Raw genomic sequence first — 12160 nt, 5'->3', positions numbered from 1 at the left:
TTGAGACGGCGGTTCGGAACCGCTTCTGAGGGCCCCGGGGCGTCCGCTACGATGTCGCTTCCTCGAGGAACTCCCTGAGAATCGTCCGGTGACACCGCTTTTTCTCGGTGTTCTCGAAACAGACCAGCGCCAGCGACTCGCCGGCGGCCAGCCGTTCCGCCAGCGTCGCGATCGCGTCCTGGGCCTCGCTCGAGTCCTCGAGATACGCCCGATACGCCTCCTCGAACCCGACCTGGTCCCACGCGGCGTTGTGGGCCCCCTCCTCGCAAAGGCCCTGCATCTTCATGTCCTCCTCACGCTGGCGGAACGACTCGATCAGGTCGGCCGGCGGCCCGAGTTCGGGCCGGTTCTCGTCGACGACCGCGTGAAACCACGACGTCGGCTGGCGGACGACGCCGACGCGCGTCGCCTCGGCCGGCACCTCGGCGAGGTCGTGCTGGATCGCCGCGACGTAGGTGTCCGCGAGCGTCCCGCGTTCCATACCGGGAGCCACGCACGCCCCGCATTTATATACACCGTCGGATCGAACCGCCGGTACTCAATGGCTCGCGACAGCGAAGATCCGAACGCCGATGTCCAGTACCACCTCGAGGTCGGTCCCGAGGACGTAGCCGATACCGTGCTCCTCCCCGGCAATCCCGAACGCCTCGAGAAGATCGTCGCCTTCTGGGACGACCACGAACTCCGGGCCCACCACCGCGAGTACCGAACGGCGACGGGCACCTACGAGGGGACGCCGATCTCGGTCACCTCGACCGGCATCGGCAGCCCCTCCGCCGCGATCGCCGTCGAGGAACTGGCTCGAGTCGGCGTCGACACCTTCGTTCGGGTCGGCTCCTGTGGGGCGATCCAACCCGAAATGGACGTCGGTGATCTGGTGATCACGACGGGTGCGGTCCGCCAAGAGGGAACCAGCGACGAGTACGTCCGGGAGGATTACCCGGCCGCCGCAGATCACGAGGTCGTCTCCGCGCTGGTCGCCGCCGCCGAGCGGCTCGGCTACGACTACCACACCGGCGTCACGATGAGTGCGGACTCGTTCTACGCCGGGCAGGGCCGGCCCGGCTTCGAGGGCTTCGAAGCCGCCGGCGCGGACGACCTGCTCGACGAACTCAAAGAAGCGAACGTCAAAAACATCGAAATGGAGGCCAGCGCCGTCCTGACGCTTGCGAACCTGTACGGACTCCGTGCGGGTGCGGTCTGTACCGTCTACGCCAACCGCGAGACCGGCGAGTTCCGGACCGAAGGCGAATCTCGCGCCGCCGAGACGGCCTCGCTCGCGACGCAACTCCTGGCGAAAATGGACGCGGTCAAACGCGAGGCCGGCGTCGATCGCTGGCACGCCGGCCTCTCGCTCGAGTAGCGATAGCTGTCTTCCCGCTCGAGGAATCTACAGAATCAACGTCCCGTCAATTGACGCGTCCCGTTAGTCCCGCATCCGGACGATCCCGTTCTCGAAGACCTTCCGGTTCGGGACGATGTACTCCTCGGAGTCGTCCTCGATCTTGGTGACGAACAGATCGACCTCTTGGACGATGCCCGTCTGATCGCCGATCCGGATCTCGTCGCCGATTCCGTAGGGCTGGTTGAGCAACAGATAGATCCCCGCCGCACTCGAGACGAGGAAGTCCTTGAAGGCGACGGTACCGACGATGACGATGCCGACCGCATAGACCGTCAGCAAGATGAGCAGGGCCAGTACGTGGACGCCGACCTGCCCGAGGGCGATGATGAAGGTGACGTACAGCACGGAGTACTTCACCAGTTTCGGGATGACCGACACCTCGGGGAGCTTGACGCCGCGCAGATACTCGCTGACGATCAGTTCCGTCTTGTCCGCGACGATAAAGCCGAGGATGAGCACGAGGACGGCGATAAACAGCTGCGGGATGAACTCCGTAACGCGGAGCCAGAACGCATCGGTATCGAGCAACTGGGCGATGTGGATCGCTGTCAGGACCGCGATCCCGTAGATGAACCACGAACTCAGGCGGGCGACGATCTCGACCGTCGAGGTCCCGATCGACTGTGCGGTCCGCTCGAACGGCGTCCCCTCGACGGCTTCGGGCACGCCCGAGGCCGAGAGCAGTTCCTCGTTAAGCCGGCCGACCAGGTAGCCGACGACGAACCCAAGCGCCAGTACCGCTGCCGCTATCACGGCCGGCTCGTTGAACAGCGGCTGCCACGCTACCATATCAGTACGCCTCCGGATCGACCTCCAAGATAAGTTCACCGGCCTTGAACGCCCGGACGAGCCCGTCGCTTTCGGAAAGCACGATCGAAATCGCGTTCGTATCCCGCGTGATCGCGCCGCCGGCCATGTGTCGTGCACCGAGTCCCTTCGGGATGTCGACCCCCTCGGCCGACGGCTCGAGGTAGCGATAGGCTGAGACGATCTTGCCCGCATCGGAGATGATAAACGCGCCGTCGAGCCGCGAGAATTCCTTGAGCATGACGTTCACGATCGGATCGCCGACGTGGACGTGGGACTTCTCGAAGGGGTTGTACGAGAGCGGGCGGGACTTGTTCATCACCTTCCCCGCGTCGCCGACGACGAACAGCGCGCCGACCGGCTTCCCCTTCTGGCCTTTCTGTCCCAGTTCGATCGCCAACTCGAGGACCGCCTTGACCACTTCCGGGTCCGCGCGGGATTTGACGAACAGGTCGTAGATCCCCGTCTGGGTCTCCGCGTCCGCCCGGACTCGAGAGACCGTATCGATGCTGTCGCCGAAGACGCTCGTCGCACAGGCCAGTTCGTCGCCGTCCTCGATCACGCCCTGCTCGAGTGCGCCCTCGAGACCGAACCGGATCCGGTCGGTGATCTCCTCGAACTCGAGGGGGAGTTCGACGAACGTCTCCGCCCCGACGGCATTTTCGGTTCCGACGACGACCAGGTCGAGGTCCTCGACGTCGGCGAACCGTTCGTAGTACGAGCCACTCGGCGAAAAGAGCACAACCGCATCGACACTCGCAAAGAGCTCCCCGAACACGTCGTCTAACCCGGCCATTGGTGATACAACCCGGGCCTGCGCGAATAAGCGTTATGGAGTGTCTGACGCACGTCTGCTGATCAGCACCGAGTCAGCCCGGTATTCGTCCCGATTCGCGATCACCGACTACGGCGTCGTGACCTCCTCGAGTCGCCTGTGACCCGTTCCTGACGGTGCCCCCGCAGGTCTATTCTCGCGATTGCTCGAGGATGCGGTCAGTGTCAGAATCGGATTCGAACTATAGTAGCCACTGAAACGATTTACATACTGATCGCAACGGGGTCGTGCGATCAGGTGTGCACTGACTTTCAGTGGCTACTATAGGTGAAGATGAATGGGTAGGGGCCGCTCGAGTGCTGTGACTGAGATGGCTCTTGGTGAAAACGCGCGGGACCGGATTCGAACCGCGAGGACTTCGCTCCGCTCGTCCTCTGGGCTGCGAATTCGGCCCTGCTCCTTCGCTCACTTCGTTCGCTCAGTGCGCGGGACCGGATTCGAACCGGAGCAAGACGGTCGCTCTCGCTTCGCTCGAGCGCTGCGACTTGCAGGGTTCGAATCGGTCGGCGATTCCTGTCGCTCGCGGGTTTGCTCGCGACAGGAATGCGCGGGACCGGATTCGAACCGGCGGACCCCTACGGGACAGCGTCCTAAGCGCTGCGCCGTTGGCCTAGCTTGGCTACCCGCGCTCGTCTTCCGATTTTCGCGAATCGAGTAAGTACCTGTCGGTCCGAGTTAGCTGTGTTTGACCGGCTCCTCCGGCGACCAGTCCGGCGGGACGATAAACGTCACGTGTTCGGGGTCCCGAAGCTGGTGGAGCTCCGCGGCCTGTTCGGCCAGCGACCGCTCCCGGTAGGGCATCTCGAGCCCGCAGCCGGTACAGACGAGTTTGCAGGTTGGCTCTTTCATGGAGATGGGACCGCCGCCGCCGACGGGTGCTGGTCTCACCTTGGGACGACGGCTGGTTTAGTAGTCGTCTCCTAGTGAAATCGACCGAGAACGGCCGTATTTCCGAGGTATTCGTATCTGAACGTTGCCGTCCGTAGTGGCCCATTGGTGGGTGAGACGGTCGTCCGTCGGCCGACCGGCGTCGCCGACGCCGCGGTCCGTACGTTTATGCCGGCCGCTCCGGTAGCCGTTTGCATGTACAGCGCTCGGGATCGCATCGAGTACGAACCGTGGCTCGAGGAACTCGAGACCGTCGCCGACCGATTGGAGCTCTCCTCGGAAGCGCGGTCGTGTGCGGTCGATCTCTTCCTCACCGACGTTCCTGCGGCCGACCGCTCGAAACGAGCGGTGCTGGCCGCCAGCCTCTATGCCGGCTCGCTCGTCGCCGGTGACGGCCGCACGCAGGGGGCGGTCGCCGAGGCTGCAGATGTCTCTCGGCTCTCGATCCAATCGCGCTGGAAGGACCTCCTCGAGTCGGCCGGACTCGAGCCCCCGCGGTGGTAAGACGCTCGTACAGGGACTGTTCCCGACACAGTGACGGACTATGTTCGCATAAGTATACGATACGAGAACGAAGGTGGCAGTGAGTTTCTATCGGAAATTGGCGATAGAAACGCCGTTCGAACAGTATTGTGTTTCTTGCTGCGCACTGTCCGACCGGTCCACGATCGGTTCGGAGAAATTCGTTCGTATCAGTCAGCGACCGTGTCAGTCGTCGGTGACGATATTCCCGTGTTCGTCGATTTCGTCGTTGACGATCCGGGTGCTCGAGATGATGTCGCCGTCGTCGGCGAGTACGTGCGGGACGACGACGACCTCGAGCGGGTCGTGGCCGCGCTCGCGGCGGATTTCGTTGATCCGCTCACCGCCCTCGCGGGTCTCGGGAGAGACCACGAGGTAGTCGTATTGTGATTCGGTCGCGATTCCCGTCGGCGACTCGAGCTTTCGGACCTCGAACTCGCGGTCGTGATCGGCCGCGATCGACTCGAGTTCGGTCTCGAGGGCGGCGTTCCGTTCGTCGTAGGAACGGACGCGTCGGTCGACGTCTCGTGTCTTCGGCGCGAGCTCGTCGCTGGTCAACCCGACGGTCACGTCCCCGAGTTCGAACGCCCGTTCGAACAGCCGCCGGTGGCCGTCATGAACGGGGTCGAAGGTCCCACCAAGCGCGACGTCCATACCCCACGTCACTGCCGCGGTGCGTATAAAAGGGTCGAAACACCGTACTTTCTCTCGGGACGGCTTGGACTCCGCTATAACAGTTTCTTTCGACGATTGTCGAAACTCCCCTTCGCATTGTTTTTAGTAGTCCCCTGCAGTGTCTCCCGGTATGGGACTAGACGAGGACGCACTGGAGTACCACCGCACCGATCCGCCCGGAAAAATCGAAATCTCGACCACGAAGCCGACGAACACGCAGCGGGATCTGTCGCTCGCATACTCGCCCGGCGTCGCCGCGCCGTGTCTCGAGATCGACGAAGACGAGACCGACGCCTACAGTTACACGGCGAAGGGCAATCTCGTCGGTGTCGTCTCGAACGGCTCGGCCGTGCTCGGACTCGGCGATATCGGCGCACAGGCCTCCAAACCCGTCATGGAAGGCAAGGGGGTCCTGTTCAAGCGCTTCGCCGACATCGATGTCTTCGACGTTGAACTCGACGAGGCAGACCCCGACAAGATCGTCGAGGCCATCAAGATGATGGAGCCGACCTTCGGCGGCGTCAACTTAGAGGACATCAAGGCACCGGGCTGTTTCACCATCGAGGAGCGCCTGCGCGAGGAGATCGACATCCCGGTCTTCCACGACGACCAGCACGGCACTGCGATCATTTCCGGCGCAGCGCTGCTCAACGCCGCCGACATCGCCGGGAAGAGCCTCGAGGAACTCGAGGTCGTCTTCTCCGGTGCCGGCGCGAGCGCGATCGCGTCGGCTCGCTTCTACGAGTCGCTGGGCGTCCGGAAAGAGAACATCACGATGTGTGATTCCTCGGGGATCATCACCGAGGAACGCGCGGACGCGGGCGGCGTCAACGAGTACAAACAGCAGTTCGCTCGAGATCTCCCCGAAGGCGGGCTGGCTGACGCGATGGAAGGCGCGGACGTCTTCGTCGGCCTCTCGATCGGCGGCATCGTCTCGCAGGACATGGTCCGCTCGATGGCCGACGATCCGATCATCTTCGCGATGGCAAACCCCGATCCCGAGATCGGCTACGAGGAGGCCAAGGAGGCCCGCGACGACACCGTCATCATGGCCACCGGGCGCTCTGACTACCCGAATCAGGTCAACAACGTGCTCGGGTTCCCCTTCATCTTCCGCGGCGCACTCGACGTGCGCGCGACCGAGATCAACGAGGAGATGAAAGTCGCCTGCGCCGAGGCGCTAGCCGAACTCGCCAGACAGGACGTGCCCGACGCGGTCGTCAAGGCCTACGGTGACGAGCCGATTCAGTACGGCCCCGACTACATCATCCCGAAGCCCGTCGATCCGCGGGTGCTCTTCCGTGTCGCGCCCTCGATCGCCGAGGCCGCGATGGAGTCCGGTGCCGCACGCACTGAAATCGACCTCGAGGAGTACGAAGAGCAACTCGAGGCCCGCCTGGGCAAGTCTCGCGAGATGATGCGCGTCGTCCTCAACAAGGCCAAGAGCGACCCCAAGACGGTCGCGCTCGCGGAGGGCGAAAACGAGAAAATGATCCGCGCGGCCTACCAGATCAAAGAGCAGGGAATCGCCCTGCCGATCCTGATCGGCGACGAAGACGAGATCAAAGGGACCGCCGCGAACCTCGGACTGGACTTCGAGCCCCAGGTCGCCGATCCGTCCGTCGGCGACTACGAGGAGTACGCCGATCGGCTCCACGAGCTCCGCGCCCGCAAGGGCATCACGCGCAGCGAGGCCGGCGAACTCATCGAGCGCGACACCAACTACTTCGGAAGCGTGATGGTCGAACAGGACGACGCCGACGCCTTGCTGACCGGGCTCTCCCATCACTATCCCTCGGCGCTGCGACCGCCGCTGCAGGTGGTCGGCACCGACGACGACGTCGACTACGCCGCCGGCGTCTACATGCTCACGTTCAAGAACCGCGTGATCTTCATCGCCGACGCGACGGTCAATCAGAACCCCGACGAGGAGGTCCTCGCCGAGGTCACCAAACAGACCGGCAAGCTGGCGCGACGGTTCAACATCGAACCGCGGGCGGCCCTGCTCTCGTACTCGAACTTCGGCAGCGTCGACAACGAAGGGACTCGAAAGCCGCGCAAGGCCGCCGCAATGCTGCAGGACGACGCCGAGGCCGACTTCCCCGTCGACGGCGAGATGCAGGCCGACACCGCGGTTGTCGAGGACATCCTTGAGGGCACCTACGGCTTCTCCGAACTCGAGGAGCCCGCGAACGTGCTGGTCTTCCCCAACCTCGAGTCGGGCAACATCGGCTACAAGCTCCTCCAGCGGCTGGGTGGAGCGGACGCCATCGGCCCGATGCTGGTCGGCATGGACAAGCCCGTTCACGTCCTCCAGCGGGGCGACGAGGTCAAGGACATCGTGAATCTGGCGGGCGTGGCTGTCGTCGACGCCCAACAGGAGTAACGCGTGAGCGAGGACGCCGCCGACCGCCGGGACGCCGGCTCGAGTCCCGACCACCGAGACGCCCAGGGCGATCAGTCCTCGGCGACGGCCGTCGGGGACCGACACAGCCGTGACGCCGGCGACACACGGCTCTCGAGGCGGCGACTCCTCTGTACTGCGGGAACTGTCGGGACGGCTGGACTCGCCGGCTGCGCTCGACGACAGTACCGCTCGCAACCGGACTGTTCGTCGGTCGCGTCCGCTACCGGCGGGGACGGCTACGTCCCGCTACCGGCCGACGACGACATCTCGATGTTTCGGCGCGGCCTGCGTCGGTACGGCTACTACCCCGAGGAGACCGTTCCGGACGCGGTTCGGGTCGACTGGTCGTTCCCGACCAACGGGATCGGCCACACCGCGGCCAAGTCGACGCCCCGGCCGACGCCGGACGGCGAGACCATTCTCATCGCGAGCGACACCGGCCGAATCGACGCCGTCACGCCGACCGGCGACCGCCGCTGGCGCATCGATACCGGCGCGTCCAGAAGCCTCGGGTTTCACGGCACGCCGGCGATCGTCGACGGCACCGCCTACATCGGGGGCTACGACGGCGACTGCTACGCCATCGATATCGCCTCCGGCGACGTGATCTGGCGAACGTCCGCCCGCGAGTTCGGCGGCGCGATCGCGATCGGCTCGAGTCCCGCCTACATCGACGGCAACCTGTACCTGCTCACCGAGCACAAGAACCCGGCCAGCGGCACGCTCTGGGAGATCGACGCCGCGACCGGGAACCCGACGTGGAGCGACGACCGCCTCTGGGGAATGCCCCATCCCTCGCCCGCGATCGACTGTCGGGCCGGCCGACTCGTCACCGGCTCGAACGACGGCGTCGTCTACTGCTGGGAGTTTCCCTCCCTCGAGTTCGCGTGGTCGTTTCAGGCCGGCGGCGAGAGCGGCCCCGACGGCGATCCCATGGCGGGCGGGCGGTTCAACCTCGGCGCGCAGGTCAAGGGAACGATCCCGGTCTACGACGGCGCGGCGTTCGTCGGCTCGTGGGACGGCCGGTTCTACCGCCTCGATCTCGAAGACGGCAGCGAGGAGTGGTCGTTCCAGACGGACAACATCGTCATGTCGAACCCGGCGATCGACCCCAACGAAGGAATCGTCTACGTCGGCAGCGACGACCGCCGCGTGTACGCCCTCGACACCGACACCGGCGACGAACTGTGGGCGACGAACGTCGGCGGCCGCGTCATCGGGTCAATAACCGCGACGGCGGAGACGATTCTCGTCGGCACCTACGACACCCACCTGTACGCCCTCGATCGAGAGACAGGCGAGCGGCGCTGGCGGATCGAAAACCGCGGCCACGTGACCAGCGGCGCGATCCCGCGAGACGGCCGCATCTACTACGCCGAACGGGGCGTCTTCTCGAACTATTACGACGACGAGGAGGAGACGGTGCTCGAGGAACGCGGCCACGCCTACTGTCTGGTGCCGGACGACGGCTGACCGTCGGTTCTCGGTCGGGTACCTGTAGCGATCAGGTCTCGAGGAATCGGTTCAGTTCGCGAAATTCGTCAATCGAAAGAATGACTTCAGTCGCGAACGCATCGAACCGTTCGAAGTCATAGTCGATCGTTAGAACAGTGTTCACTCCTTCTTCGATCGCTACCTGTGCGTAGTATCCGTCCCAGCCGCCGATATTCACAGCGTGTGCGTGGTCGAATCCACCGCGAACGATCTCTTCGGGCAGTCGGTCGTACCAGTGAATTCGCTTCGCATCCATGAAGTTCTGTAGAAGCCGAGAGGCATCCGCGTTCGATTGTCCGTAGTACGTCGTCAGGACGTTGTGTGCTCCGAACAGCGCGGGATAGGGAACAACGGCTTCGATATCTCCATCGATCGCGTCTCGGACGTACGAGAGCGCGGCATCGCGGACCGGCGTCTTCGCGTGTGCGAGAGCGATCACCCCGACGTCGAATAAATACGGGCCACCCGCGTCACTCATCGCTGTCGTTCTCTGCGCCTCGCCGAACAGCGTCCCTGTGCTTTCGGGCGATCGGATCGACGTCTTCATCGATTGGGATCGTTTCCTCGCCTTCAGACGCCGCTTCTTCGACGAGCTGTTCCATCCGATCGATAATCCGTTCGGGATCGTCTTCGGGCTCGACGACCGCTTTCCCGTCTTCCTCGTGGACTTCGACTTCGGTACCGGGAGTGATACCGAGGCGGTCTCGCAGCTCCTGTGGGAGGACGATTCGCCCTTTCGAATCCACCTTCGCCATATTCCCACATAGAGTGGGATCGATCATAACCGTTCTGGTGAGGCTACCGGTCCCATCCCGACTGTGAACAGGGAACCCGTATCATCAGCGACGATGCCGGAAAGGGGGGAAACGGAGACGTCGATATTCTCGGAGCGCGCTGGCAGTGAATTCCGTAGCAGTGCATTCAAGTACACGCCCGGATTTTTACCGGGTATGCAAGATCAGGGACGCTCTACGCGCAAGCGAACCGGTGGTCGACTGAAGAACGTTCGAAAGCGCCGCAAAGACGAACTCGGTCGGCTCCCGACCGAGACGGAAGTCGGCGACCAGCGATTCCGAACCGTCGACGCTCGCGGGAACGTCACGAAGACGCGAGCGCTCTCGACGGACGTCGCGAGCGTCAACAAGGGCGGCGAGACGGTCTCCGCGGAGATCGAAGACGTCGTCGAGAACGACGCCAACCCGAACTACATCCGCCGAAACATCATCACGAAGGGTGCCGTCATCGAGACGAGCGAAGGCGAAGCTCGTGTTACCTCCCGTCCCGGCCAGACCGGTCAGGTCAACGCCGTTCTCCTCGAGTAGCGCCACCTCCATTTTCGATTCGCCGTACCCGGTGAGCGTGCCATCTGCGAGCGAGTCGTCTCTCCGGTCTTCGGAACGTTTCAGGTGCCCCACTGACAGAGACGGGCCTATTTGGGGTCGAGACGACGAAAAACGAGTGCGGGTCCACTGAGTGCCGTTCCGAGCGCGGTCAGGGCCGCGGTGCTGCTTTCTGGAGCGCTGTTTCAGCGATGTTGCCGCCATAGTCGGCGCTTCTGGACAGCGAGTCGACGATCAGCCCCAGCGACTGGGCCTGTGCGGGCTCGAGGTCGCGGAGCATATCGTCGATCTGGCGCGTGTGCTCGTCGATGTCGACGACGGCCGCGAGGGCGTTGTGGCCGAGCCGGTTCGCTTCGTCGGACTCCTCGGCGAACAGCGCGTCCATCGACTGCTCGAAGACGGTCGCGGCTTCGGCGTGAAGGCCGTGGATCGCATCAGCCACGTCAGCGGGGAGGTCGTCGAGCTTGAGCGCGATATCGCTGATTTTGACCGCGTGGTCGGCGATCCGCTCGAGTTGGCGAGCACTCGAGTGGAAGTCGAAACAGTCCTCGCGGGAGACGCCGAGTTCCTCGACTGCGCGGGGCGAGCGAAGGGTCGCACGGAAGATCCGCGAGACGACCAGCCAGAGCCGGTCAACGTCGTCGTCGCGGTCGATCACGTCGTGAGCGATGTCGTCGTCGTTCTCGATCAGGGCGGTCACCGCGTCCTCGAGCATCGATTGGGCGATCAGGCGCATGCGCGTGACGGCGTTGACGATCGACAGTTCGGAGGAATCGAGCAGGTCTTGGATGACCACGCTATCGCCCGTCTCTTCTAAGACTTCGACGCCGACGAGGCGCTGAGTCGCATCGCGGATCGCGCTGCGCTGTTCGGTCGTGATTCGGCCGGCTTGGAGCGTGATCTCGTCGAACCCGCTGACGTACATCGTCATCACTGCTCGCATCAGTTCTTCGCCCTCGAGTCCCGAGACGTCGATAGTCCCTTCCTCGCGGTGTGTTTCCCGTTCGGGCGTCAGGAGGAGTTCGTCTCCTTCGGGATAGAATTCGACTGTGGTTCCGCTGCTGACGTCGTTGTCCGTCGCCCAGGTCTTCGGCAACGAGACGGTGAAGGTCGACCCTCCCGTCACCTGAACCTTTCGCGTCTCCATGCGGACACAATCTGACTACAACAATATAAATCCACTAGTCTATAGAGGTATACAGACAACCGTTTTATGCCCAGAAGACGACCGATTAGCGGCATTTTAGATATCTACCGGACAGTACTACTCAATCGATAACAGTTGTCATATATAGTTCTATATAGCCGTTCGAATAGGGGGATAAGAGCTGCTATCGAATCAGCCACTTCCGAATCGGTACACTCGAGAACGACAAACTGTCGACCGAACTCTCGGACTCGAGGCAGGCAGTATCGGACCGAATTATCGCATATCGGCGAGGTCGGCGACGACATCAGTGTTCGCCGACAGCCACGTCGTCATCCGCTCGGCCTCAGGACACTCACGCGGCGTGATCGTACACCGGTCGGGGCGGTTCTCGTATCGGACGACGATCGACTCGAGGTCGAGCGTCTCGTCGGAGTGGTCCGCGGCCGCGGCCAGTCGCTTGCGAGATGAACGGTCGTTGTAATCGGTGGTGGATCCGGTCATGGGTCGGGAGCAGGCGCGTATGTGAACCGACCGAAGACACGTACAAAGCCACTGCTAATTGTGATATTGAGCGGTCCGTACGGATCATAGGGACTCCCTATCAGTGCCGATTGCCGCCCGGAACGCGGTACTCGCC

The 12160-nt window shown here is 63.4% G+C and carries 14 protein-coding genes and 1 tRNA gene; 5 read left to right on the top strand and 10 right to left on the bottom strand.

Annotated elements, in window-relative coordinates; translation table 11 throughout:
* Positions 1-46: 46 nt before the first annotated feature.
* Entirely contained in the window at positions 47-481 is a 435-nt protein-coding gene (locus ACJYUO_RS20600; RefSeq protein WP_494347197.1) for a DUF488 domain-containing protein, read from the bottom strand.
* 60 nt (positions 482-541) lie between these two features.
* Between ACJYUO_RS20600 and ACJYUO_RS20595 the strand changes: the two genes are divergently transcribed.
* Complete coding sequence (locus tag ACJYUO_RS20595; RefSeq protein ID WP_494347196.1) at positions 542-1363, top strand: nucleoside phosphorylase; 822 nt, start codon at positions 542-544, stop codon at positions 1361-1363.
* A 63-nt stretch (positions 1364-1426) separates the two neighbouring features.
* Here ACJYUO_RS20595 and ACJYUO_RS20590 read toward each other — a convergent pair whose 3' ends face one another.
* The 4 genes from ACJYUO_RS20590 to ACJYUO_RS20575 all read right to left on the bottom strand — a co-directional run bounded on the left by ACJYUO_RS20590 (position 1427) and on the right by ACJYUO_RS20575 (position 3935).
* Positions 1427-2194, bottom strand: a complete 768-nt coding sequence (locus ACJYUO_RS20590; protein ID WP_494347195.1) for a mechanosensitive ion channel family protein — start codon at positions 2192-2194, stop codon at positions 1427-1429.
* 1 nt (position 2195) lies between these two features.
* Positions 2196-3008 (bottom strand): diadenylate cyclase DacZ, encoded by an 813-nt coding sequence (dacZ, locus tag ACJYUO_RS20585; RefSeq protein WP_494347194.1) that lies wholly within the window; start codon positions 3006-3008, stop codon positions 2196-2198.
* 583 nt (positions 3009-3591) lie between these two features.
* Positions 3592-3676: transfer RNA gene (locus tag ACJYUO_RS20580), tRNA-Leu, on the bottom strand.
* A 46-nt stretch (positions 3677-3722) separates the two neighbouring features.
* A complete protein-coding gene (locus ACJYUO_RS20575) occupies positions 3723-3935 on the bottom strand; it encodes a hypothetical protein (RefSeq protein ID WP_494347237.1) in 213 nt (70 codons plus the stop codon).
* A gap of 195 nt (positions 3936-4130) precedes the next feature.
* Between ACJYUO_RS20575 and ACJYUO_RS20570 the strand changes: the two genes are divergently transcribed.
* Entirely contained in the window at positions 4131-4439 is a 309-nt protein-coding gene (locus ACJYUO_RS20570) for a transcription initiation factor IIB family protein (RefSeq protein ID WP_494347193.1), read from the top strand.
* Positions 4440-4643: 204 nt separating this feature from the next.
* On the opposite strand, the gene ACJYUO_RS20565 is transcribed toward ACJYUO_RS20570, so the two are convergent.
* Complete coding sequence (locus tag ACJYUO_RS20565) at positions 4644-5111, bottom strand: phosphopantetheine adenylyltransferase (protein ID WP_494347192.1); 468 nt, start codon at positions 5109-5111, stop codon at positions 4644-4646.
* Between the two features lie 151 nt (positions 5112-5262).
* Between ACJYUO_RS20565 and ACJYUO_RS20560 the strand changes: the two genes are divergently transcribed.
* On the top strand, positions 5263-7518 hold the full coding sequence (locus tag ACJYUO_RS20560) for an NADP-dependent malic enzyme (protein ID WP_494347191.1): 2256 nt from the start codon (positions 5263-5265) through the stop codon (positions 7516-7518).
* 3 nt (positions 7519-7521) lie between these two features.
* On the top strand, positions 7522-9012 hold the full coding sequence (locus ACJYUO_RS20555; RefSeq protein WP_494347190.1) for an outer membrane protein assembly factor BamB family protein: 1491 nt from the start codon (positions 7522-7524) through the stop codon (positions 9010-9012).
* A gap of 31 nt (positions 9013-9043) precedes the next feature.
* On the opposite strand, the gene ACJYUO_RS20550 is transcribed toward ACJYUO_RS20555, so the two are convergent.
* Both ACJYUO_RS20550 and ACJYUO_RS20545 read right to left on the bottom strand, forming a co-directional pair.
* A complete protein-coding gene (locus ACJYUO_RS20550; RefSeq protein ID WP_494347189.1) occupies positions 9044-9511 on the bottom strand; it encodes a type II toxin-antitoxin system VapC family toxin in 468 nt (155 codons plus the stop codon).
* Positions 9504-9788, bottom strand: a complete 285-nt coding sequence (locus ACJYUO_RS20545) for an AbrB/MazE/SpoVT family DNA-binding domain-containing protein (RefSeq protein WP_494347188.1) — start codon at positions 9786-9788, stop codon at positions 9504-9506. Before ACJYUO_RS20545 ends, ACJYUO_RS20550 begins: the two co-directional genes overlap by 8 nt.
* Before the next feature lie 195 nt (positions 9789-9983).
* On the opposite strand from ACJYUO_RS20545, the gene ACJYUO_RS20540 reads away from it, so the two are divergent.
* Positions 9984-10355 (top strand): 30S ribosomal protein S8e, encoded by a 372-nt coding sequence (locus ACJYUO_RS20540; RefSeq protein ID WP_494347187.1) that lies wholly within the window; start codon positions 9984-9986, stop codon positions 10353-10355.
* A gap of 169 nt (positions 10356-10524) precedes the next feature.
* On the opposite strand, the gene ACJYUO_RS20535 is transcribed toward ACJYUO_RS20540, so the two are convergent.
* Complete coding sequence (locus ACJYUO_RS20535; protein ID WP_494347186.1) at positions 10525-11520, bottom strand: PhoU domain-containing protein; 996 nt, start codon at positions 11518-11520, stop codon at positions 10525-10527.
* Between the two features lie 276 nt (positions 11521-11796).
* The gene (locus tag ACJYUO_RS20530; RefSeq protein WP_494347185.1) at positions 11797-12024 is read right to left on the bottom strand and encodes a DUF7511 domain-containing protein; all 228 of its coding nucleotides are present in this window, start codon (positions 12022-12024) and stop codon (positions 11797-11799) included.
* Positions 12025-12160: the final 136 nt, after the last annotated feature.

This window comes from Natrinema sp. CRL1 (assembly GCF_059162405.1).
The sequence above is the reverse complement of the archived record's forward strand: the minus strand, read 5'-3'. Positions and strand labels throughout refer to the sequence as shown.

Coding starts and splice junctions, on each gene's coding strand:
- ACJYUO_RS20600 (WP_494347197.1), bottom strand. CDS start 481: ATGGAACGCGGGACGCTCGCGGACACCTACGTCGCGGCGATCCAGCAC.
- ACJYUO_RS20595 (WP_494347196.1), top strand. CDS start 542: ATGGCTCGCGACAGCGAAGATCCGAACGCCGATGTCCAGTACCACCTC.
- ACJYUO_RS20590 (WP_494347195.1), bottom strand. CDS start 2,194: ATGGTAGCGTGGCAGCCGCTGTTCAACGAGCCGGCCGTGATAGCGGCA.
- dacZ (WP_494347194.1), bottom strand. CDS start 3,008: ATGGCCGGGTTAGACGACGTGTTCGGGGAGCTCTTTGCGAGTGTCGAT.
- ACJYUO_RS20570 (WP_494347193.1), top strand. CDS start 4,131: ATGTACAGCGCTCGGGATCGCATCGAGTACGAACCGTGGCTCGAGGAA.
- ACJYUO_RS20565 (WP_494347192.1), bottom strand. CDS start 5,111: ATGGACGTCGCGCTTGGTGGGACCTTCGACCCCGTTCATGACGGCCAC.
- ACJYUO_RS20560 (WP_494347191.1), top strand. CDS start 5,263: ATGGGACTAGACGAGGACGCACTGGAGTACCACCGCACCGATCCGCCC.
- ACJYUO_RS20550 (WP_494347189.1), bottom strand. CDS start 9,511: ATGAGTGACGCGGGTGGCCCGTATTTATTCGACGTCGGGGTGATCGCT.
- ACJYUO_RS20545 (WP_494347188.1), bottom strand. CDS start 9,788: ATGGCGAAGGTGGATTCGAAAGGGCGAATCGTCCTCCCACAGGAGCTG.
- ACJYUO_RS20540 (WP_494347187.1), top strand. CDS start 9,984: ATGCAAGATCAGGGACGCTCTACGCGCAAGCGAACCGGTGGTCGACTG.
- ACJYUO_RS20535 (WP_494347186.1), bottom strand. CDS start 11,520: ATGGAGACGCGAAAGGTTCAGGTGACGGGAGGGTCGACCTTCACCGTC.
- ACJYUO_RS20530 (WP_494347185.1), bottom strand. CDS start 12,024: ATGACCGGATCCACCACCGATTACAACGACCGTTCATCTCGCAAGCGA.